The organism is Thermosulfuriphilus ammonigenes (genome assembly GCF_011207455.1).
GTDB classification, from domain to species: Bacteria; Desulfobacterota; Thermodesulfobacteria; order Thermodesulfobacteriales; family ST65; genus Thermosulfuriphilus; species Thermosulfuriphilus ammonigenes.
The window spans coordinates 757,019-777,773 of sequence record NZ_CP048877.1; the positions used below are offsets into that span (position 1 = coordinate 757,019).

The window sequence follows — 20,755 nt, forward strand, 5'->3', positions numbered from 1 at the left end:
CCCCACTTTAAAGAAAAAAGAAGGCGGGAGTTAAAATTTTAAAGATTACAGGAGGTAAAATGGCTAAAGAGGCTATAGGTCCCAAGATTTTCCTGGCTTTTTCTCTTTTAACGGTCATTATGGCTGGTCTTGGTTATTATTTTAAGGAACAACTTCCCCCCTGGGCCCTGGTTCTTATTGTTGCTAGCCCCCCGGCCGTTGGTTGTTTTCTTTATGCCCTGGTCCGTTCCACGCTAAAGGAGGAGGGGCCAAAGGCTCCGGCCGCCCCGCCCCCAAAAGAGGCCCCCGAAGAAGCCACACCGTCTGCCAAACCCGAACCTTCATCACCTCCGCCGGCTTCTGCGGTAGAGGCCCAGATGGTGGTAGCCCAGGTACTTTCTCTCCTCCAAAATGAAGGACGCCTTCTTGACTTTCTGAATGAGGACCTTGACCGCTACGATGACGCCCAGATAGGAGCCGCCGTGAGGGTCATTCATAAGGGACTTAAGTCAGCGGTCTCGGAACTTGTCCGCCTCGCCCCGGTGGTAGAGGCCAAGGAGGGAACGGAGGTCACCGTGGAAGAAGGTTTTGATCCTCAGGCCATAAGGCTCACCGGCAATATCCATGGCAACCCTCCATTTAAAGGCATTCTGCGACATCGAGGCTGGCGCTATTTGGAGATAAAAGTTCCCGGGGTGCCCAGCAAATCATCTGACGTTATCACCCCGGCCGAGGTGGAAGTGGGTTGATTTTAGATTCCTTTGGCTATCTTTAAGCCCCTGGGTTCTGGAGCGAGGACTCAACCGGACCAGAAAAAGAGGATTCTTTAAAAACTAAAAAGGGGGGCCTTTCTTGCCCCCCAACCCCCTTCAAACTTTACCTGCGGGATTAGAATCCGGCCGCAATCTGAAAGGTAAAGATGACGTGGTCTTGAATACTGCCGGATTCCCTGTCTTGATCAACGAAGGTCAGATCAAGGCTGATCTTGTTGGCCAGTCCCTTGATGTAGTAGTTGAGACCAATACCATAGACGTCGGTGTCGTCTTCATTATCTACGTCAAAGTTCTGGTAGTGTACGAAGGGCTGAAGCTGACCGACACCGATCTTGCCGGGAAAAAGATAACCGGCTTTCACGGAGACAATTGAGGCATCGTCGCCAGCACTAAGGTAGGTCCAGGTTACAGCATTAGCCGAATGGTCAATATCAATATAAGCGGCCTCCAGGGTAATGGCCCCGGCTCCTAGAGGCTGATCCCAGAAAAGATCCACTGTCCAGGCGGAGTAATCATCTTTGGTTGTCGAGCTGGAGGTGGCTTTAATGTCTTCCTGATAATCAAAGCCGGCTCCAATAGAGAGAACCCGCTTTTTCCCCAGATAAGTTCCCTTGTTAAACCAGCCCGTCTCGGGATCAAAAAGGGAGACGGAAACGCGGCCGGCGAAGCGGAGGTTATCATCTGGGTTCCGAGCGCTACCCTCCACTCCCTCACCGATCATCAGGCGGTACTGGAACTTGCCTCCCGAAATGTTTCCCCAGAGACAGACACTATCATCCCGGCCTACCTTGCTGGGGTAAAAGATCCCGCTGCGCACGCCACCCTGACCCCAATCAAGATCAGTGGTGAGGAGGGTCTTGGTGGAGGTGGTTCCGTAGTTGCGGGTAAAGGGAACATACATCCGCCCGGCTTGAACCATAAGGGCCTCACCGGCCAGTTTCATGGTTATCCAGCCATCCCTCAAGGCCAGACCGGAGCCGAGACCGACACTGGGGTTATCAAGATCTTGCTGACCGATACGGTCGCCGGCGTAGTGAACAAAGAAACTAAACCAAGGGTTAACGATCCCTTTGACGTAAAAATAGGCCCGCCGGGTCATGAAATCATTGATGGACTCATCGCCGACACCATCACCGTCGGTATCGGTGTAGTCGTCAACATACTGGTACCAGGCCTGCCCCCAAAACCCCACGTGGAAAGAGGCTTCACCTTGACGATAGACCTCCACGGACCACACCATTGCTGGAAACAAGAGCAGAAAAACAAACGAAAAACAGAGCTTTTTGAACATAGAAGCACCTCCTTAAAATTTGTAATGTTTTATAGGGTAAAAGATGAAATTTTTTATAATATTAGCATCCTAAAAAGTCTAGTACTTTTTTCACTTTCTTTTTTTCACATTTAAACGCAAAATTACCAATATTTGGTTGCAACTTTAATCATTTTGATAGTCTATCTTTTCTTTTATGTTAAAAATTAAATTTAGTTGTAGAAAAATAAGGGAGGGAAATATATGGATAAAGAATTTTAACCAAATAGAAAAAATATTTTTTACATTTCTGATATTTCAAGGACAGATTGATAAAACTGCTTAAAAATTAAGATTTAAAATAAAAACTAAAAACAAAAATGTAAAAACAGAGGGCAGAAGTTTATCGATGAGGCTTGACGGGAAAGGTCTTCTAAGTTAGTTTGATTTAAAATAAAAATACTACTTATTGTTTGCAAACGAATGAACCAGCCAACCAAGCTCTGGCTTGTACGCCATGGGTTAACCAGAGCCAACCAAGAGGGGATATTTGCCGGGTGGACCGATGAGCCTCTTACCCCAGAAGGGAGACTTCAGGCTCAGGAGGCCGGCCGGAGCCTAGCCGGTGAAGATATCGTTGCCATCTACACCAGCCCTGTGGCCAGAACAATGGAAACAGCCAGGATCATCGGAACCTTCTTCCCAAAGGCCTCTATCGTCCCGGAAGAAGGCTTAGGGGAGATCCGCATCCCTCAGTGGGAGGGGAAGGCCAAGAAAGATCTCCTCCAACACCCTGAGCTTGGCTACCCCCTCTGGAAAGAAAGCCCTCACCTCTTCCGGCTCCCCGGGGCCGAGACCCTCGAGGCTCTCCAGCAGCGGGCCGTCTCAGCGGTGGAAAAGATAGCCTGTGCCCATCCTGGCCAGGCAGTAGCTCTGGTCTCTCATCTGGCGGTGATCCGCTGTCTCGTCCTCCATTATCAGGGAAGGCCCCTTTCTGAATACCGCAAGGTAAAAATTGCCAATGCCTCTCCTGTTCTCCTCTACGGCCGCCCCGGTGAGATCCTCATCGATCTTCACCCCTTTGAACGCCCCTGACCGGTTTTTGTTGCACATTGAAACAGAAGGTCGTAAATTTTATTGGCAATAAATAAAACGTCTATCCAGGAGGGATCCTTCTATGAGCGGGATGAACAACATCCTTAAGACCTTTATCCTTTTAGCCGCCCTAACCGGTCTATTTTTAGTGGTTGGGCAGGCCATCGGTGGTCGGCAGGGGGCCATTTTGGCCCTGGTTATCGCCGGTTTCATGAACTTCTTCGCCTACTGGTTCAGCGATCGCCTGGCCCTGGCCATGAGCGGGGCCCAGCCGGTAAGCCCCAGTCAGGCTCCGGAACTCCACGCCATCGTCGAGCGTCTGGCCCGGACCGCCGGCATTCCCAAGCCCCGGGTGTATATTATCCCCACCCAGACTCCCAACGCCTTTGCCACCGGGCGCAATCCCTCCCATGCCGCCGTGGCCGTTACCGAGGGGATCCTACATATTCTCGACTGGAACGAACTTGAGGGAGTCTTGGCCCACGAACTGGCCCATATCAAGAATCGGGACGTGCTTATCAGCAGCGTAGCCGCCGTCATAGCAGGGGCCATCAGTTACCTGGCCCAGATGGCCCAGTGGGCCCTCATCTTTGGCGGCTTCCGCCGAGACGAAGACGATGACGTGGGAGGCACCATCGGGGCCGTGGTAATGATGATTATTGCCCCTATTGCTGCCGCCCTTATTCAGTTTGCCATCTCCCGGAGCCGGGAATACCTGGCGGACGCCACTGGAGCCAAAATATGCCGCTGTCCCATGGCCCTGGCCAGCGCTCTGAAAAAACTGGAAGAATGGAACCGTCGTGTCCCTATGCAGGTCAATCCGGCCCAGGCCCAGATGTTTATTGTCAATCCCCTCTCGGGGGAGGCTTTGATGCGTCTGTTTTCTACCCATCCCCCTATTGAAGACCGGGTCCGTCGTCTGGTAGAGATGGCTAGATCCATGGGAAGATAAAGGAGATCAGCCAGATGGACGCCACCGGGGACCGCATCCTTGTTCTTGATTTTGGCTCCCAGACCACCCAGCTAATTGCCCGCAGGATAAGGGAGCTTCATGTTTACTCAGAGATCAGACCCTGCACTATAGGCTTAGAAGAAATAAAGGCCTTCTCCCCCAAGGGAATAGTCCTCTCCGGGGGACCGGCCAGTGTCTATGATCAAGAGGCTCCAAGGGTGGAGCGGGCCCTGTTTGATCTTGGGGTTCCTGTCCTGGGAATATGCTACGGGATGCAGCTTATGACCTATCTCCTCGGTGGCCAGGTAGAAAGGAGCCTTAAGCGCGAATATGGACCTGCCAATCTAAAAGTTCTTGATAACAGCGATCTCTTCCACGGCCTCTCTTTGGAGAGGCCCTACCGGGTCTGGATGAGCCATGGTGACCGGATCGAAAAGATGCCTCCAGGTTTTGTCTGTCTGGCCGAAAGCGAAAACTCTCCGGTAGCGGCCATGAAGGACAAAACCGGAAGACTGTTCGGGGTTCAGTTCCACCCCGAGGTGGCCCATACAGAGATAGGCAAGGATATTCTGGCCAACTTTGTCTTTAAAATTTGCGGTTGCCAGCCTACCTGGACCATGGCCTCCTTCATCGAAGAGGCCGTGGCCAGAATCAGCCAGACAGTAGGGCCGGAAGAAAAGGTCATTTGCGCCCTGTCTGGAGGGGTTGATTCCTCTGTTACCGCCCTTCTGGTTCACCGGGCTGTGGGGGAGAGACTGGTCTGCATATTTGTCAACAATGGCCTCCTTAGAAAGGGCGAGGCTGAAACCGTGCTTGATTTCTTCCGGCACTCCCACCTCAACGTTCGCTATGTGGATGCCTCGGATCTTTTTCTCTCCCGGTTGGCAGGGGTCACCGATCCGGAGGAAAAAAGGCGAATTATCGGCCACACCTTTATTGAGGTTTTTGAGGCCGAAGCCCAAAAGATTGGCGAGGTAAAGTATCTGGCCCAAGGAACCCTTTACCCGGATATCATCGAGAGTGTCTCCTTCCGGGGGCCGTCGGCCACTATCAAGAGCCACCACAATGTCGGAGGGCTCCCAGAGAGAATGAAGCTTAAGCTCATCGAACCCCTAAAGGAGCTCTTTAAAGACGAGGTCAGGGAGCTGGGACAAGAGCTCGGTATGCCCTATGAGCTTATCTGGCGTCAACCCTTTCCTGGACCGGGGCTTGCCATCCGCATAATCGGTGAAGTCACCCGGGATCGTCTTGCCATCCTCCGGGAGGCCGATGCCATTGTTACCGAGGAGATGAAGGCCAGCGGCTGGTACTATAAAGTCTGGCAGTCTTTTGCTGTGCTCCTTCCCATTCGCACTGTTGGGGTCATGGGTGACGAGCGGACATACGAACACGTGGTGGCTTTAAGGGTGGTAGACAGCCTTGACGCTATGACTGCCGATTGGACAAGGCTCCCCTATGATCTTCTGGCCCGACTCTCCGGCCGGATCATCAACGAAGTCCAGGGAGTGAACCGGGTGGTCTTTGATATCTCCTCAAAGCCCCCGGCCACTATTGAGTGGGAGTAGTCTCTTTGAGTAGGCCCTCCACGTAGGCCAGGTCTTCCGGGGTATCCACCTCAGGGCACTCGTAGCGGGTAATCACCACCGCCAAAGGCCAGCCATTCTCCAGGGCCCGAAGTTGCTCCAGCTTCTCGGCAGCCTCAAGCTCCCCCTCTGCCAGGGAAACAAACTCCTCTAAGGCCCAGCGGCGGTAAGCGTAGATCCCTATATGACGCAGATATCGAGGTTTGGTCCCGGGGGGACGAAAGTAAGGGATAGGCGAACGAGAAAAATATATTGCCCGCCCCTGGCGATCAACCACTACCTTGACCCGATTGGGGTCAAAAACTTCCTCTTCTCGTCTAAAAAGGGTAGCCACCGTAGACATGGGCAAATCACCATTGAGGAGAAGGGGTTTTACCAGCTCTTCTATCACCGGAGGGGCGAGGAGAGGCTGGTCTCCCTGAATATTGACGACAATATCTTGGTCTGCGAGCCGAAGTAGCCCGGCGGCCTCGGCAATTCTCTCTGTGCCACAGCGGTGTTCAGGGCTGGTCATAAGAACCTGGCCCCCGAAGCCCTCAACACATCGGGCGATATCTTCGCTATCGGTGGCCACCACCGCCTTGGAGATAACCGGACTTTTGAGAACCCGCTCATAGACATGCTGAATCATAGGGCGGTCGACGAGTCTGGCCAGGGGCTTACCCGGGAACCTGGTAGAGGCATATCTGGCCGGAATGATGGCAACGATCTTCATGATTCCTTCCTAAAAGGATGGTACTTTACCGCTTCTGGTAAAAAGGTGGAGAACATGTTAGCCAAAAGGCCCTTTAGCGGCAAGATCAAAGAAAAACTATCCCTTCGGCCGAGATGTCTCTAACAAGGTCTGAAGACCGGCTAATCTGGCTTGTAAACCCCTGGATATACGACTTTGCGGCCTTTGACCTCTGGGCCAAACCGTTGGGGCTCCTTTGTTTAGCCACCAGACTGAGACGCCAAGGCTACCGGGTAAGGTTCATCGATCTCCTGGACCACCGCCATCCAGGGCTTCCTCGACCGGTAAGACGCAAGTCCTACGGCACGGGGCACTACTTCCGCACCCCGCTGCCCAAACCTGTCCAGCTGGCCGATGTCCCGCGAAGCTTTGCCCGCTATGGCCTACCGCACCATCTGGCCAAAGAGGTCTTGCTGGCCGGAGCTCCTCCGGCTCTGGTGCTGGTAACCGGGCTTATGACTTACTGGTACCCCGGGGTCTGGGAGATCATCCGGATGATCAAAGGTCTGTATCCTCAGGTGCCGGTGGTCCTCGGAGGCGTCTATCCCAGCCTGCTTCCGGAACACGCCCGGGGTTCCGGAGCCGACATGGTCCTTGGCGGGCCGGCCGAAGAGGCAGTTGAGTCTCTGGTAATAGACTACCTGGGGCCACCTGAAGGCCCCGGCGAGAGGATTCCCCCCTACCCTTCTTTTGATCTTCTGCCCGCCTTAGACTACGTCTGTCTTCTTACCAGCCGGGGGTGCCCCTTTCGCTGCCGCTATTGCGCTTCCAGGCTTCTTTTCCCCGGCTTTGAGCGCCGCGCTCCAGAAGAGGTTCTCGAAGAGATTAACTACTGGCACCGGAAGTTTGGGGTCAGGGACTTTGCCTTCTACGATGATGCCCTTCTGGTGGATTTTGACAACCACCTGGGCCCCATTTTAGAAGGGGTTTGCCAACAGGGCTTAAAGGTTCGCTTCCATACCCCTAATGCCTTCCACATTCGTTTGGTCACCCTAGAGGTGGCTCGCCTCATGAAACGAGCCGGGTTTGTCACTTTGAGGATGGGTTTTGAAACCGTGGCCGATGGGAGGCACAGGGCCCTTGACAACAAGGTAACCGCGGCTGATCTTCCCCGAGCGGTGGCCCTTCTCAGGGAGGCCGGCTTTCACCCGGCTCAGATCGGGGTCTATGTGCTCTGGGGTCTGCCCGGACAACCCCTTGAGGAAGTCCGCCGATCTGTGGAGTTTGTCGCCGCATGTGGGGCCAGTCCCTATCTGGCCGAGTACTCTCCTATACCAAAAACGGCCCTCTGGGAGGAGGCCTGCGCCGTGGCCCGCTATCGTCTTGACGAAGACCCCCTCTTTCACAACAACAGCCTTCTCCCCTGCCTTAATCCCATAGACTGGGAGGAGGTCTCAGAGCTCAAAAGATACGTCCGGAAACTCAGGGTTTACAGCTCAAGGGGGCTGGGGTAAGTCTGTGGCCTGAGATCTCCTCTGAGGAGCAAATCCATGAAGACAAGGGGCATTGTAACAGTACTGGTTCTGTTTTTGATCTCCCCCCTGGCCTGGGGATTTACCGCCTATGAAGAAAACACCATCACCATTTACAAAAAGGCACGCAGTGGAGTGGTTCATATCGACTGCCTCAAAGATCCAGATCGAATGGGGGGAAAGGGCCCCCTGAGGGCCCTGGGGTCAGGTTTTTTTATTGATCACGAAGGCCATATTGTCACCAACTTTCACGTCATTGACGCTGCCTTCACCATAAACGTCATTGATTGGGCTGGAAACCGCTATCAGGCCCAGATCGTCGGCACCGATCCGGAAACCGATCTGGCCGTCCTTAAGGTGGCCCCCAAGGGAGAGATAACCCCACTTGAATTCGGCGATTCTGACCAGCTGGTTATTGGTCAAAAGGTGCTGGCCATTGGGAACCCTTATGGTCTAGATAACACCTTGACGGTTGGAGTTATAAGTGCCCTTAATCGCTCCCTGCCGAGCCCCACCCTGGAACTCTCCCATAATATTATCCAGACCGATGCCGCCATAAACCCGGGCTCAAGTGGAGGGCCTCTTCTTAACTCCCGGGGCGAGGTCATCGGTATTAACACGGCTATGCTGGCCCAGGGAGCAGAGAATATCGGCTTTGCCATCCCGGCCAACGTGGCCAAAAGGATCATCCCTCAGCTCATCACCAAGGGCTATGCGGTAAGGCCCTGGTTGGGATTCACGGGAATTGAACTCTCCCCCAGGCTGGCCAATCTCTTCGGACTTAAGGTCTCCCGAGGGGTGATGGTCGAACGAGTGATCCCCAGATCTCCGGCGGCCAAGGCTGGTCTCCGGGGAGGACGAAGGCTGATCAAATTCGGCACCGAAGAGATCATCCTCGGGGGTGATGTTATTGTCAAACTGGAGGGTCAGCCGGTATCCCGGATCCTGGACATTGTGGAAATTCTGACCAACAAAAAACCGGGAGATACGGTCACCTTTGAGGTAATCCGGGGAGGCCAACGGCTTAAAATCGCCATAAAAACCGGGGCCCTTCCTCCAGGACTCAAGGGCAGACGGTAATTAAGATGGGCAGAATAGACATCTCTGTGGTCATCCCTCTTTACAATGAGGAGGAAAACGTTCCCCTTCTTTTAGAGCGTCTTAAGGAGGTCCTGACCACCCTCGGACGGACGTTTGAAGTGGTCTGTGTGGACGATGGCTCCACAGACCGAACGGTCGAGATTCTAAAAGGGCTTAAAGAGCGCTATCCTTTCCTGCGAGTGGTTGTCTTTCGCCGCAATTTCGGCCAGAGTGCGGCCATGGCCGCCGGCTTTGACTTTGCCCGGGGAGACATTGTTATCTCCATGGATGGCGATCTCCAGAACGACCCCAGCGACATCCCCCGCCTGATCCAGAAGCTTGAAGAAGGTTACGATGTCGTCTCCGGCTGGCGTCGACAGCGGCGGGATCCTCTCTTTACCCGGAAGATCCCCTCAATGATTGCCAACTGGATCATCGGACGAGCCACCGGGGTAAGACTCCATGATTATGGCTGCTCTCTTAAGGCCTATCGGCGAGAGGTAGTCAAGAACATCTCTCTTTATGGGGAGCTCCATCGCTTTATTCCTGTCTTGGCCAGCTTCTACGGAGCCCGGATTGCTGAAATTCCCGTAAGACATCACCCCCGGCGTCTGGGGCAAAGCAAATATGGCCTTTCCCGGACCTATCGGGTCATCCTTGATCTTTTACTGATGCTTTTTTTTAAGCGTTTTGCCACCAGACCGCTCCACATTTTTGGCCTTTTGGGCGGAGGGATGATCCTCTTGGGCACGGCAATAGAAGTCTATCTTTCGGTCCTCAAGATCTTCTACGGAGAGGATATTGGGGGCCGGCCCCTTTTGCTTCTTGGAATCCTGCTCATTATCACCGGCGTAAACCTCTTTGGTACCGGTCTGCTGGCCGAGCTCCTTGTTCGCACCTACCATGAAAGCCAGGGGAAACCCATCTACACCGTCCGTGAGGTCATAGAATGAGGCCTGGGACCATAGCCCGTATCGCTGTTAGCCTGGGGACCGTCCTCTGGCTGGCCCACCGCATAGATCTGGGCTCTTTGGTCAGGGCCCTTAAGGGCTTTCCTCCAGGCTATTTTCTGATAGCGGCGGTTCTTTTCGCCGGGGCCCAGATCCTCTCCAGCCGGCGATGGCAGGTATTGGCCCAGGCCTTAGGGGTCAGGGCCCCCTATGGACTCTTCCTGCGTTACTACTTTATCGGCTCATACTTTAACCTCATCATGCCCGGGGCCATCGGCGGAGACGTTATCAAGGCCTGGCTTCTGGCCCGGGGGCAAGAAGGCAAATTAAGGATCAGCTATAGCATAGTCGGGGATCGAGGCTTTGGTCTGGGGGCCATCCTGACCCTTTCTCTGGTCGGTCTTATGCTCCGCCCCGAACTCATCCCCCAGGTGGCCCGCTGGCCTCTCCTGATGCTAGTTATCTCCGGGAATCTGGTCTTCTTTGCCGCGCCGCTCTTAGGCCCTGTTATTCGGCGCCTTGTCCCCGGCTTTCCCGAAGATGTCTTTGCCTTTTGGCACGATCGCCGGGCCTTTGTTGAGGCCTATCTCCTTAGCTTGGCCATTCAGCTTCTGGTGGTGGTCTTCCACTGGATCCTGGGCAAAGGGCTCAAGCTCCCCTATGGCTTTGACTTTTACCTCCTGACCGTGCCTATCATCTCGGTAGTCACCAGCCTGCCCTTTTCAGTAAGTGGAATCGGTATCCGGGAGGGAGGCTTTGCTTTCTTTATCCAGCAGCTGGGAGGAGAGCCTGAGCTGGGCGTGGCTTTAGGGATCCTGGCCTTCGGGGTCTTTCTTGTAGTCGGCGGAGTCGGTGGGCTTATTTACGCCTTGGGGGAACATGAGCGGGGCAAAGAGGCCCTTTCTGTCCAGAAGAGATGTCGCTAGACACCGAGCTTTTTTATCTCCTAAACACCAGCCGCCATCCGGTGCTCGACCGGATCATTCCCCTTTTCTCCAGTCAGGAGTTCATTATCGCCTTCTTTGTGGCCCTTTGTTCTCTGGCCGCCATTCGTTACGGTCGCCGGGCACTCCTGACAGCCTTGATAGCCGTGATATTGGTGGCGGGAGCGGATTTCATCTGTGGTCAGGTGGCCAAACCCTTCTTTAAACGCCCCAGACCTTACTATCAGCTGGATCACCTGTATTTGCGTAAGTCAGGAAATTGGCATTTTCTCAAAAAGCCTCTTCCCCTGAGACCTCGCTACTCCTTACCCTCCTGCCACGCCACAAACACCTTTGCCGCCGGTCTTTATCTGGCCCTGACGTTTCCTCGTCTGGCCCCTCTCAGCCTGGCCCTTCCTCTACTTACGGGCTACTCCCGCATATATGGTGGCCACCACTATCCGGGAGATGTGCTGGCAGGATATCTTCTGGGAGGCCTTCTGGCCATCTTAGCCTGGCTCCTTACCAGAAATACCGGACGGAGAAGGTCATGAGAAAGATACTCGACGAGCTTTTCAGCCCCTTTGGACTGTTTGTCCTGGTTCTTTTTACCTTTCGATTGACCTACCTTCGATACGCCCCTTTTGATCTCTCTCCGGATGAGGCCTACTACTGGGACTGGTCCCGCCACCTGGCCTGGGGCTATTATAGCAAGCCCCCCATGGTGGCCTGGCTTATAGGGCTGGCCACTCGGTATCTGGAAAGTTCCACCTACGCCGTCCGGCTGCCGGCAGTCTATCTGGGCACGGGAGTTGTCTTTTGCCTTTATTTTCTGGCCTTAAGGCTTTTTGGTGGTGATCGGCGGCTGGGACTCTTTGCCGCCTTTACTGCAGCCGCCATTCCCCTTTACGCCGTCTATTCTTTTATTATGACTATCGATCCCCCGCTTTTTTTCTTCTGGGCCCTTTCCCTGCTTCTGGGCTGGGTGGCCATAGATCGCGAAAGAATCCCCTGGTTTCTTTTGCTCGGTTTGGCCCTGGGAGCCGGAATCCTCTCTAAACAGACCATGGTGGCCTTCTATCCTCTGTTTTTAGGCTACCTTTTTCTTTCGCCGGAGAAACGGCACCTTCTGCGAAGCCCCGGGCCATACCTCACCGGGGCCGTGGCCAGCCTCATGCTCTGGCCCAACATCTCTTGGAATGCGGCTCACGGCTGGGTGACTTTCTTCCATACTGCCCATCACTTCGAGGTGGAGGGGATTGACTTTCCTCAGAGCTTCCTGGCCTTCGTCGGAGGCCAGGCCCTTATCATCACTCCCCTCCTTTTCGGCCTTCTCGTCTACACCACAGCAGCCGGAATAAAAAAGGGGCTTCTGTGGCAGGAACCCCGCCTCCGGTATCTGACTATCTTCTTCGCCCCTCCCCTTCTGGGGGTCTTGATCCTTTCCCTTTTCCGAAAAATAAACGCCAACTGGCCGGCCCCCTTTTATCTCTCTGGTCTTTTGCTCCTTGCCGTCCTGGGGCTCAGAACCCGCTGGCGGGATAAGGGAGCCCGTATCCGTCGTCTTTATCTTCTGGGGCTGACCCTGGCGGCCCTCCTCTGTGGCCTGACCTATTACCTCCCTGAGGTCATTAAAAGGCTTCCGCCAAAATACGCCCACCTTGACCCCACCCTTAAGCTCCAGGGGTGGAAGAAACTCGGCCAGAAGATAAGCCAGATCCGGCAGAAGCATCCTGAGACCTTTGTCATCTCCCTTAAGCGCCAGATAGTCAGCGAACTGGCCTTCTACATGGAGGGCCAACCGGAAGTTTATCGGTGGGCCGGCGAAAGAAGACCGGTGCGCACCCAGTATGAGCTCTGGCCCTGGCCCCGCAATCTCATAGGGAAAGAGGCCCTGATAGTCTTAAGGGAGCAAGACACCCTCCCCCAGGAGCTGGCCTCCCTTTTTGAAGAGGTGAGGTTTCTTAAAGAGGTCCAGATAGATTTGGGCCTGGGCCGGAAGAGGATCTTTAAGGTCTATTGGGGAGGAGGCTTTCGGGGGCACCCCCGCTATACAGGCCCTTAGCCCAGGCCATATTTTTCTATCTTGTAGCGAAGAACTCTCTCGGAGAGCCCCAGGATCTCCGCTGCCCGGGTCTTGACCCCCTGGGCCTCTTTTAGGGCTCGACGGATCCTCTCCCGCTCCAACCACTCCACTGCCTCGGGCAAAGGTAGCTCCCAGAGCTTCATCTCCTCACCAGAGCCCCTTCTCTGGCTCCCGCCCAGCTGAGGCGGAAGGTCTTCCAGGGTTACCAGAGGACCTTCGGCCAGAATAACCGCCCGCTCAATGATGTTTTCCAGTTCGCGAACATTGCCCGGAAAATCATAGACCAGAAGGGCCCCTAAGGCCTCGCGGCTTAGACCTTCCAGGGACTTGCCGTGCTTTTGGGCAAAACGCTTAAGGAAATATCTGGCCAGAGGTTCTATATCCTCTCGGCGCTCTCTTAAAGGCGGAATCTTGATGGAAAAGACGTTAAGACGCCAGAAGAGATCCTCCCTGAAGCGCCCTTCTTCGACCATCTTTGGGAGATCCTGGTTGGTGGCGGCCAACACTCGAACATCAACCCTGACCTCCTGGAGACCACCAAGACGGGTAAAGCTTTTCTCCTGAAGGACACGCAAAAGCTTGGCCTGGAGAGAAAGGGGCAGATCCCCAACCTCATCGAGGAAAACGGTTCCCTTATGGGCCATCTCAAAGAGCCCGGGTTTGCTGCGGTCAGCCCCGGTGAAGGCCCCTTTTTCGTGGCCGAAAAGCTCACTCTCCAGAAGGCCCTCCGGGATAGCGGCGCAATTGATCTTAATAAAAGGCCCCTCTGCCCGGGGGGAGAGATGATGAAGGAGGCCAGCGACTACCTCCTTGCCGGTGCCCGACTCTCCAAGGATCAGCACCGTGGCCTCGGTGGCCGCCACCTTGGAGACCAGACGGAGAACCTCCTTCATGGCCCGGCTTTCAGCCACCACTCCGGGCACCTCTGGCTCCCCTACCTCCTCCAGCCTCTTTTTAAGAACCTCCACCTCCCGCCGAAGGCGAAGTTCCTTAAGGGCCCTGTCCAGGAGGAGGAGAAGCTCCTCCAGATTTATGGGCTTGGTAAGATAGTGAAACGCCCCCTGGCGCATGGCCTCAACGGCCTTCTCCACCGAGCCAAAGGCGGTGATGATGATCACCTGGACAAGGGGGCGCTTCTTTTTGATCTCCTGAAGGAGGGTCAAACCATCGCCATCGGGCAGAAGATAATCCAGAAGGACAATGTCTGGATCACGAGCCAGAAGCTTCAGCCCTTCTCTGGCGTCAGGGGCCGAATCTACCTCATAGCCCTTGAGGGCGAGATATTCAGCCAGCATCTGGCGCTGCTCAGGATCATCCTCGATGAGGAGCACTCTGGGCATGATTTTTCCCTCCGCTTGGAATATGGACTTCAAAAGAAGTCCCCCGGCCAGGGTGGCTACTTAAGATGATACGACCACCATGGGCCTTAACCACCCGTTCGACAATAAAAAGCCCCAGGCCAAAGCCCTCCCTCTTACGACTGAAGAAGGGATCAAATATCCGGCGCTGGTCTTCGGAGGAGATACCAGGGCCCTGGTCTTTGATGATGAAGACGGTCTCTTCGGGGGAGACGGTAATCCTTAACTCCACAGTCTTCCCGGCCGGAGAGGCCTCAACGGCATTGCGCAAAAGGTTTTCTAGAGCCCTGACCAGCCACCGAAGATCGGCCCAAAGGACAGAGTCTTCCGGGAAGGGAGAAACCTTAATCTCCACCCCTTTCATCTCGGCCAAGGCCTTGGGGGAGGCCAGGGCCTCCCTGACCACCTCTTTTAAGGAGACCGGGCGAAGGTCCACCTTGATGCCCCGGGCCAGAGAGAGAAGCTCTTCGGCCAGGGAGGAGAGGCGGTGGATCTCCCGGCCCATTCGGTCAAGGATCTCTGGCCGCACCTCGCCCACCTCCCGAAGCATCTGGACCCCCATGCTTAGGGTGTTAAGAGGATTTCTGATCTCATGGGTCAGCATGGCGGCCATCCGGCCTACAGTGGCCAAACGCTGACTCTCGGCCAGGGTCTCCCTGAGCTTTTCTTCCTTGCGACGTAAACCTTCAAGATAAAGCCCCACCCCCAAAAGAATGGCCACCCCTCCGGCCAGAATCACCAGACCATGAAGGAGCCCCTCTCGCCAGACATCCTGCTTGAAGGACTCATCAACCCCCACAAGAATGAAGAGCCCAGGCCCTGGCCAGCCACGAACCTCCCGGCAGAGGTAAAAGACCCCGTCTTTTTCCAGCTCAAGGGGACACTTAAGGAGTTTTTTGGCCAAAGGAGATATAGCCTCGGGAAAGCTGTTAAGAAGGGGGCCTTCTTTAGTCCAGACCATCACCCCGGAGAGAAGCGGCTGACCTTGGAGCTCATCGGTCAACCAGGCCAGCCCTTTAAGATAGGCCGGAGCCGAGGGGGGCAGCAAACGCACTAACTCAAGATGCCCCAGAATCCGGGCCGTGACCAGCTGATGGATAGCCAGGGCATCAAGACGCTGATGTTCCCGAAGGTCATGATGGAGGACAAAAAGATAGGCCAGGGTGAGGATGAGAAGGCTGCCCATCCCCAGCCCCAGCCAGATTCTCTCTGGACGAACCTTCATGGAGAAGGGCTATCTCCAACCACCCCAGCCTCTTCCACCTTGACTCCAGTTTCCATGGTCATCATAAGGGCAATTGTAGGGATCATGATCATCGTGAGGGCAGTCGTGTCGGCCGCAGCAGGGGCCATGTCCCCGCCAGAGGGGGAAGCCGTTTTGATCCCTCAGGGTGATTTCCCGGCCGTTGGCCCTTATGAGCCGGGGGAAGATCAGATTGCCCTGACGATAGCCGATGATCTCCACCTGCTCGCCGGTGCTCAGGCTATAGTTATTATCGCGCCAGTACCAGATGGGCCCCAGCCGGACATTATAGACCTGACCGTCTTCTCCCTGGACCCGGGCCACAGGGGGGTTAATATCCAGCACCCGACCTCTGATGGTGGCCTGACCACCCTGAACCGGCTGATTCATCATGTTCGGATTCATCATGTTCCCTTGAGGGCCGGAGTTATAGGTTGGGCCATAGTTATAATTATAGGTTGGCGGGTAGGTCTTGGCCCCGTTTTCACTTTTGGCAGAATTGATAACCCCCAGAACAAACAGGGCAACCAGAAACAAAAGGCTCAATCTCTTCATGGCAAAACCTCCTAAAAGTTTTTTTCTTTAATGGTCCGGACCATTTGTTATCCCATAAAAGCAACGCTCGTGCCAGAACGTAAAATGAAAAAAATGGGCCTGATTTAGTCCTTATCTGTCCCTAAGTGGGACCTTTTCTCCCCAGAGAAGTAAAGGCTCAAGGATCCTTTTTGTCGCCAGCTCGACAAGATCGTCGCCCCCTCTTTTTTGAGAACTCAAGTCTGCCGAAAAGAAGTAAAGATCCTTTAAAGGAGGCAGTCCTATGGACTCCTGGCGTCGTCTTCCCCTTACGGTCAAACTGCTACTAGGAACCGTTATCGTTGTGGTCGCCTCGGTGGCAGGTTTGGTGGCCTTCTCTACCTATCAGCACTGGCAAACCATTCTTGAGGGATACCGACTCTCAGCCAGACAACTGGTCATCCAGGCCGAAAATGTCCGCAAGCACGTGGCCAAGGCCCATGAAAAGGGCATCTACCGGAAGTACGTTGAGGGCCTCAAGCAGGAGGCCCTGGCCGCCCGAAAGCAGGGTGATGAGAAGCGCCTCCGGGAAATCGCTGAGAAATTTGTCGATATCGTTCCGGTAATAAATGCCATCCGGGTGCTGGATCAGGGGGCCAAGGAAGGAGGATACATCCTTCGGGTGCCTAAATTTCAGCCCCGCAATCCCGCCAACGCCCCTGACCCTGTAGAGGCCAGGGTTCTCAAGAGCCTTATGGCCGGAGAAAAGGAAGAAATAGTCATTCGGGGGGATTATCCCGACCCCACCACTGGAAGGCTGAGGCCGGCGTTGCGATATTTTCGCCCCATTCGTCTTACTCAAGACTGCCTTATCTGCCACGGAGATCCACAGCGTTCCTATGAGCTCTGGGGGAACAGAGATGGTCTTGATCTCACCGGGGCCCGGATGGAGGGCTGGAAGGCCGGGGAGGTCCACGGGGCCTTTGAGATCATATACTTTCTTGACGGGGCCATAGCGGCCCTGAAGAAGAATGCCCTAATTATGGCCGTCGGAACCCTGGTGGCTATCTTCCTCATTGCCCTCCTTGTCCATTTTATAGTTTCTCGAATTGTAGGTCGTCCTATAGGCCAGTTTATCTTGGCCGCCGAGAAAATCGCCGATGGTGACTTAAGCGTGACCTTTACCACCAGAAGCCGGGATGAAATCGGACGCCTGGCCCAGGCCCTTGAGAAAATGAAAGAGGGCCTCCGGCGGCTGATTGGCCTTATCTTTAAGGAAACCCAGACCCTGGGAGACGAGGCCCAGAGGTTCAAAGAAACGGGCAATCTTTTGAGTCAAGAGGCCCGCACCATGAGGGATCGGGCCGAATCAATGGTTGAGGGGATCCAGAACATCGCCCACCAGGTAGAGGAAATTGCCGGAGCCGCTGAACAGATGAGCGAGGCCGTCCGGGAAGTGACTCAAAACATCATTAAAACCACGGAGATCACCCGAGGCGCCAGGGAAAGGGCCGAAGAGGCCAGCCAGGTCATCCATCGCCTGGGGGAAGGGAGCCAGAGGATTGGCGAAGTGGTTAAGGTGATCAACGAGATCTCCGAACAGACCAATCTTCTGGCCTTAAACGCCACCATTGAGGCCGCCCGGGCCGGGGAGGCCGGCAAGGGCTTTGCCGTGGTGGCCAATGAAGTCAAGGAGCTGGCCCGTCAGACGGCCAAGGCTACCGAGGAGATAGCCGAGATCGTCTCCAGAATCCAGACAGACACCGAGGCTGCTGTTTCGGCCATCAATAACATCAGCCAGACCGTAGGCGAGATAGACGATATCTCTAACTCCATCGCCGGAGCCGCCGAAGAACAGAGCGTAACGATAAATGAGATCACCCAGAATATCCGGGAGACGGCCGATTCGAGTAGCAAGGTCAAGGAGGGGGCCCTTTCTATGAACCAGACCGTAGCCAAAGTTTCCCAGGTGGCTGAAGAGACTCGAGAGGCCTCAGAGAGGCTAAATGAGCTGGCCAAGAATCTGACTCAGGCCGTTGAAAAGTTTAAGACCTGATACCCATAAGGCATGAAAATCGTCTATTCTCAAGACTATGCCATGGAGTGGGGGGAACACGTCTTCCCGGCAGAAAAATACCACCTTCTCTACCGGCGTCTTTTAAAGGAAGGTCTGGTTCGGGAAGAAGACGTCATCAGCCCCCCGGTCCCCTCCTGGCAGGAGCTGGCTCTTATTCATGAGCCAGAGTATTTAGAAGAACTTCAGACCCTTCGGGCGAGCCCCAGAACTCTTTCCTCAGAGATTCCCCTCAACCCCTCTTTAATAAGGGGCACCAGAGTCATGTGTGGAGGCACATATCTGGCCGCTATTTTGGCCCTCAAAGAGGGGATAGGGTTTCATCTGGGGGGAGGGCTTCACCACGCCTACCCGGACCACGCCGAGGGTTTTTGCTACCTCAATGACCTGGGTTTTGCTTTAGCCAAGCTCAAAAATGAGGGGCAAATCCGCCGAGCCGCCGTGGTGGACTGTGATCTCCATCAGGGAAACGGCACAGCTTTCATCTTTCGGCATGATCCGGAGATCTTCACCTTCTCCATTCATCAAGAATTCTTATATCCCTTCCCCAAAGAACAGAGTGATCTAGACATCGGTCTTGCGGTGGGCACCGGTGATGAAGAGTATCTCTTGGCCCTTGAAGGGGCCCTGGAGAGGGTTATAGGGCACAGCCCGGAGCTGGTTATTTATCAGGCCGGGGTTGACCCCTACAGGGGAGATCTGCTGGGCGACCTGGCCCTTTCTGAGGAGGGGCTTAGGCGGCGGGACGAAATGGTCATCGGCCACCTACGCAAAGCAGGGATTCCCGTGGCTATTACCCTTGGGGGTGGGTATCCTGCCGAGGTGGAAAAGGTGGTCGAGCTCCACCTTCAGACCTTTCTTGTGGCCCGGAGCTACTCTGAGGGGGCTTCTCCAGCCAGATAACAGTCTGGCCTGGCCTGGGCTCCAGACGAGAGTCGGCGGTAAAGACCCGTAACTTGCGTCCCTCGGTGACCAACAAAAGAGGCCAGGCCTCTTCCGGAAGGCGGAAGCCCTTCTCCACCCTGGTCTTTCTTATCTTGGCCCCAGCCCTTATTCGGGCCATGATTCGCGAATAGGTCGCCTGGGGACCAAACAGAATTCTGCCCCTGAGGTTAATAGATACCGGCTCGGGGCAGCCAAAACCGCGGCCTTCTGGAGGAAGCTGATAGACCTCAGATCGACCAAAGGTATCGACAAAGTGAATGACCGCCAGGGAGTTAACCTCATCGTTTGAGGTTAAGGCGAAAAGCCGACCGATACCTTCAAGACCGATCTCGTCTAGAACACAGCCCGAGAGAATACTGCTGTAGAAGGTAGGGAGCCCCAGGCGGCGGGCCTCAACAATATTGGCCCAGTTAGTATCCACCAGGAGGGTTTTGAAACCCTCCTCCTCGACGGCCAGGGCCAACTGCCTGGAGAAGGCATGGGCCCCCACCAAAAGGACCCCCTGAGGATCGGGCTGGACCACCTTAAGGGCTCGGGCCACCCAAGGGGCCAGAAGCCCATAAATGGCCACGGTGACCGCGATCACCTGAAAGACCACCGGGGCCAGGAGGGCCCCCTGGGGCTGACCGATGTGCTGGAGCTCCAGAGAGAAGATAGAGGCGACAGCGGCGGCCACAATCCCCCGGGGGGCCATAAAGGCCATAAAGGCCCTCTCCCGCCAAGAAAGGGGCGAAAAGATGGTAGAGATAAAGACCGACACGGGACGGGCCACCAGGACCACTACGGCCAAAAAGAGGGCCCTCTGGGGAGTGATTTTGAGCAGGTCGTCCAAGTTCAAGCGGGCCGAAAGAATAATAAAAAGGCCAGATATAAGAAGAATCCTTAAGTTTTCTTTGAATTCAATTATATGGCGGATACTAACCGCCCCCTGATTGGCCAAAAAGATACCCATGATGGTCACCGCCAGAAGCCCTGACTCCGGCTGGAGGTAATTAGAGAGGACAAAGGCCAGAAGGACCATCATCAAGATGAGGGCGTTTTCTAGAAAATCCGGCACCCAGTAGCGGCGCAGGATGACCACCAGGGCTGCGGCACAGGCCGCCCCCACTGAGCCTCCGAGGAGAATGGTCTTAGCCACTCCCAGCATAGCCCCCCAGGTGGCGGCCTTGGCCCCGGCCGCAGCGGCGGCTTGAAAGACAAGCACCGCCAACATCGCTCCCACCGGGTCAATAATGATGCCCTCCCACTTGATCACCGAGGCTACCTCGGCGGTGGGCCGAATATGTTTAAGCAAGGGTTGGATTACTGTAGGGCCCGTAACCACCAAGATGGCCCCCAACAAAAGGGCGACAGAAGGAGAAAAGCCTAGAAGAATGAGGGCTGCCAGGGAAACCACCACCCAGGAGATGAAAACCCCCAAGGTGACCAGGCGACCTATCACCCTGGCCGTCTGGCGGATTTCAGGAAGTCGGAGGGTCAGCCCCCCCTCAAAGAGAATGACGGCCACCGAAAGGGAGACCAGCGGCAGAAGGGTGTCCTTAAAGAGGTCATCTGGATTAAGAAGGCCCAGGCCAGGGCCGGCCAGAAGGCCAGCCCCCAGAAGAATAAGAATAGAAGGAAGGTGAAACCGCCAGGAAAGCCACTGAGCGGCCACCCCTAAGGCAACAATGGCCGTAAGACCGGTGAGGATATGAGCACTCAAAACACCATTTAAATAGCCCCACCAGCCCTAAATGACCAGAAAAAA

18 protein-coding genes are annotated in these 20,755 nt (G+C 55.0%); 12 read left to right on the forward strand and 6 right to left on the reverse strand.

Translation table 11 applies throughout. The annotated features are described in order from the left end of the window. Positions 1–59 precede the first annotated feature (59 nt). Positions 60–728: a DUF2760 domain-containing protein gene (locus G4V39_RS03680; RefSeq protein WP_166031648.1), complete on the forward strand. Its 669-nt coding sequence runs from the start codon at positions 60–62 to the stop codon at positions 726–728. Positions 729–867: 139 nt separating this feature from the next. Here the strand turns inward: G4V39_RS03680 and extI are convergent, their stop codons facing one another. After that, the gene (gene extI, locus G4V39_RS03685; RefSeq protein ID WP_210412171.1) at positions 868–2,004 is read right to left on the reverse strand and encodes a selenite/tellurite reduction operon porin ExtI; all 1,137 of its coding nucleotides are present in this window, start codon (positions 2,002–2,004) and stop codon (positions 868–870) included. A 480-nt stretch (positions 2,005–2,484) separates the two neighbouring features. On the opposite strand from extI, the gene G4V39_RS03690 reads away from it, so the two are divergent. The 3 genes from G4V39_RS03690 to guaA all read left to right on the forward strand — a co-directional run bounded on the left by G4V39_RS03690 (position 2,485) and on the right by guaA (position 5,613). Continuing rightward, positions 2,485–3,096 carry a histidine phosphatase family protein gene (locus G4V39_RS03690; protein ID WP_166031650.1) on the forward strand — a complete coding sequence of 204 codons (612 nt, stop codon included), beginning with the start codon at positions 2,485–2,487 and terminating at the stop codon, positions 3,094–3,096. Positions 3,097–3,187: 91 nt separating this feature from the next. Then, positions 3,188–4,048, forward strand: a complete 861-nt coding sequence (htpX, locus tag G4V39_RS03695; protein WP_166033055.1) for a zinc metalloprotease HtpX — start codon at positions 3,188–3,190, stop codon at positions 4,046–4,048. Positions 4,049–4,062: 14 nt separating this feature from the next. Next, the gene (guaA, locus tag G4V39_RS03700; protein ID WP_166031651.1) at positions 4,063–5,613 is read left to right on the forward strand and encodes a glutamine-hydrolyzing GMP synthase; all 1,551 of its coding nucleotides are present in this window, start codon (positions 4,063–4,065) and stop codon (positions 5,611–5,613) included. Here guaA and kdsB read toward each other — a convergent pair. Then, positions 5,597–6,346: a 3-deoxy-manno-octulosonate cytidylyltransferase gene (kdsB, locus tag G4V39_RS03705; protein ID WP_166031652.1), complete on the reverse strand. Its 750-nt coding sequence runs from the start codon at positions 6,344–6,346 to the stop codon at positions 5,597–5,599. The genes guaA and kdsB overlap by 17 nt on opposite strands. A gap of 113 nt (positions 6,347–6,459) precedes the next feature. On the opposite strand from kdsB, the gene G4V39_RS03710 reads away from it, so the two are divergent. Genes G4V39_RS03710 through G4V39_RS03735 form a run of 6 tightly spaced genes read left to right on the forward strand, consistent with a single transcriptional unit; the run spans position 6,460 to position 12,854 of the window. Beyond that, the gene (locus G4V39_RS03710) at positions 6,460–7,818 is read left to right on the forward strand and encodes a B12-binding domain-containing radical SAM protein (protein ID WP_166031653.1); all 1,359 of its coding nucleotides are present in this window, start codon (positions 6,460–6,462) and stop codon (positions 7,816–7,818) included. Between the two features lie 36 nt (positions 7,819–7,854). Continuing rightward, complete coding sequence (locus tag G4V39_RS03715; protein WP_166031654.1) at positions 7,855–8,916, forward strand: S1C family serine protease; 1,062 nt, start codon at positions 7,855–7,857, stop codon at positions 8,914–8,916. A 5-nt stretch (positions 8,917–8,921) separates the two neighbouring features. Next, the gene (locus G4V39_RS03720; protein ID WP_166031655.1) at positions 8,922–9,869 is read left to right on the forward strand and encodes a glycosyltransferase family 2 protein; all 948 of its coding nucleotides are present in this window, start codon (positions 8,922–8,924) and stop codon (positions 9,867–9,869) included. Beyond that, positions 9,866–10,792: a lysylphosphatidylglycerol synthase transmembrane domain-containing protein gene (locus G4V39_RS03725; RefSeq protein WP_166031656.1), complete on the forward strand. Its 927-nt coding sequence runs from the start codon at positions 9,866–9,868 to the stop codon at positions 10,790–10,792. The genes G4V39_RS03720 and G4V39_RS03725 overlap by 4 nt, the downstream gene beginning before the upstream one ends. Further along, complete coding sequence (locus G4V39_RS03730) at positions 10,783–11,343, forward strand: phosphatase PAP2 family protein (RefSeq protein ID WP_166031657.1); 561 nt, start codon at positions 10,783–10,785, stop codon at positions 11,341–11,343. The genes G4V39_RS03725 and G4V39_RS03730 overlap by 10 nt, the downstream gene beginning before the upstream one ends. Then, positions 11,340–12,854, forward strand: coding sequence for an ArnT family glycosyltransferase (locus G4V39_RS03735; protein WP_166031658.1), 1,515 nt, complete (start codon positions 11,340–11,342; stop codon positions 12,852–12,854). The genes G4V39_RS03730 and G4V39_RS03735 overlap by 4 nt, the downstream gene beginning before the upstream one ends. On the opposite strand, the gene G4V39_RS03740 is transcribed toward G4V39_RS03735, so the two are convergent. Genes G4V39_RS03740 through G4V39_RS03750 form a run of 3 tightly spaced genes read right to left on the reverse strand, consistent with a single transcriptional unit; the run spans position 12,851 to position 16,031 of the window. Further along, on the reverse strand, positions 12,851–14,215 hold the full coding sequence (locus G4V39_RS03740) for a sigma-54-dependent transcriptional regulator (protein WP_166031659.1): 1,365 nt from the start codon (positions 14,213–14,215) through the stop codon (positions 12,851–12,853). The genes G4V39_RS03735 and G4V39_RS03740 overlap by 4 nt on opposite strands. After that, on the reverse strand, positions 14,187–15,458 hold the full coding sequence (locus tag G4V39_RS03745) for a sensor histidine kinase (RefSeq protein ID WP_166031660.1): 1,272 nt from the start codon (positions 15,456–15,458) through the stop codon (positions 14,187–14,189). The genes G4V39_RS03740 and G4V39_RS03745 overlap by 29 nt, the downstream gene beginning before the upstream one ends. A 9-nt stretch (positions 15,459–15,467) precedes the next feature. After that, positions 15,468–16,031, reverse strand: coding sequence for a hypothetical protein (locus tag G4V39_RS03750; protein WP_166031661.1), 564 nt, complete (start codon positions 16,029–16,031; stop codon positions 15,468–15,470). A 262-nt stretch (positions 16,032–16,293) separates the two neighbouring features. Here G4V39_RS03750 and G4V39_RS03755 point away from each other — a divergent pair, with 262 nt between their 5' ends. Next, positions 16,294–18,045 (forward strand): methyl-accepting chemotaxis protein, encoded by a 1,752-nt coding sequence (locus G4V39_RS03755; protein ID WP_166031662.1) that lies wholly within the window; start codon positions 16,294–16,296, stop codon positions 18,043–18,045. Between the two features lie 12 nt (positions 18,046–18,057). Continuing rightward, the gene (locus G4V39_RS03760) at positions 18,058–18,966 is read left to right on the forward strand and encodes a histone deacetylase family protein (RefSeq protein ID WP_166031663.1); all 909 of its coding nucleotides are present in this window, start codon (positions 18,058–18,060) and stop codon (positions 18,964–18,966) included. Here the strand turns inward: G4V39_RS03760 and G4V39_RS03765 are convergent. Beyond that, positions 18,857–20,710 carry a cation:proton antiporter gene (locus G4V39_RS03765; RefSeq protein ID WP_166031664.1) on the reverse strand — a complete coding sequence of 618 codons (1,854 nt, stop codon included), beginning with the start codon at positions 20,708–20,710 and terminating at the stop codon, positions 18,857–18,859. The two genes, G4V39_RS03760 and G4V39_RS03765, sit on opposite strands and share 110 nt — an antisense overlap. Positions 20,711–20,755 lie beyond the last annotated feature (45 nt).

What these genes read in the sequence shown, in the direction of transcription:
- G4V39_RS03680 (WP_166031648.1), top strand. Translation starts at nt 60, where the DNA reads ATGGCTAAAGAGGCTATAGGTCCCAAGATTTTCCTGGCTTTTTCTCTT.
- G4V39_RS03690 (WP_166031650.1), top strand. Translation starts at nt 2,485, where the DNA reads ATGAACCAGCCAACCAAGCTCTGGCTTGTACGCCATGGGTTAACCAGA.
- htpX (WP_166033055.1), top strand. Translation starts at nt 3,188, where the DNA reads ATGAACAACATCCTTAAGACCTTTATCCTTTTAGCCGCCCTAACCGGT.
- guaA (WP_166031651.1), top strand. Translation starts at nt 4,063, where the DNA reads ATGGACGCCACCGGGGACCGCATCCTTGTTCTTGATTTTGGCTCCCAG.
- kdsB (WP_166031652.1), bottom strand. Translation starts at nt 6,346, where the DNA reads ATGAAGATCGTTGCCATCATTCCGGCCAGATATGCCTCTACCAGGTTC.
- G4V39_RS03710 (WP_166031653.1), top strand. Translation starts at nt 6,460, where the DNA reads ATGTCTCTAACAAGGTCTGAAGACCGGCTAATCTGGCTTGTAAACCCC.
- G4V39_RS03715 (WP_166031654.1), top strand. Translation starts at nt 7,855, where the DNA reads ATGAAGACAAGGGGCATTGTAACAGTACTGGTTCTGTTTTTGATCTCC.
- G4V39_RS03720 (WP_166031655.1), top strand. Translation starts at nt 8,922, where the DNA reads ATGGGCAGAATAGACATCTCTGTGGTCATCCCTCTTTACAATGAGGAG.
- G4V39_RS03725 (WP_166031656.1), top strand. Translation starts at nt 9,866, where the DNA reads ATGAGGCCTGGGACCATAGCCCGTATCGCTGTTAGCCTGGGGACCGTC.
- G4V39_RS03730 (WP_166031657.1), top strand. Translation starts at nt 10,783, where the DNA reads ATGTCGCTAGACACCGAGCTTTTTTATCTCCTAAACACCAGCCGCCAT.
- G4V39_RS03735 (WP_166031658.1), top strand. Translation starts at nt 11,340, where the DNA reads ATGAGAAAGATACTCGACGAGCTTTTCAGCCCCTTTGGACTGTTTGTC.
- G4V39_RS03740 (WP_166031659.1), bottom strand. Translation starts at nt 14,215, where the DNA reads ATGCCCAGAGTGCTCCTCATCGAGGATGATCCTGAGCAGCGCCAGATG.
- G4V39_RS03745 (WP_166031660.1), bottom strand. Translation starts at nt 15,458, where the DNA reads ATGAAGGTTCGTCCAGAGAGAATCTGGCTGGGGCTGGGGATGGGCAGC.
- G4V39_RS03750 (WP_166031661.1), bottom strand. Translation starts at nt 16,031, where the DNA reads ATGAAGAGATTGAGCCTTTTGTTTCTGGTTGCCCTGTTTGTTCTGGGG.
- G4V39_RS03755 (WP_166031662.1), top strand. Translation starts at nt 16,294, where the DNA reads ATGGACTCCTGGCGTCGTCTTCCCCTTACGGTCAAACTGCTACTAGGA.
- G4V39_RS03760 (WP_166031663.1), top strand. Translation starts at nt 18,058, where the DNA reads ATGAAAATCGTCTATTCTCAAGACTATGCCATGGAGTGGGGGGAACAC.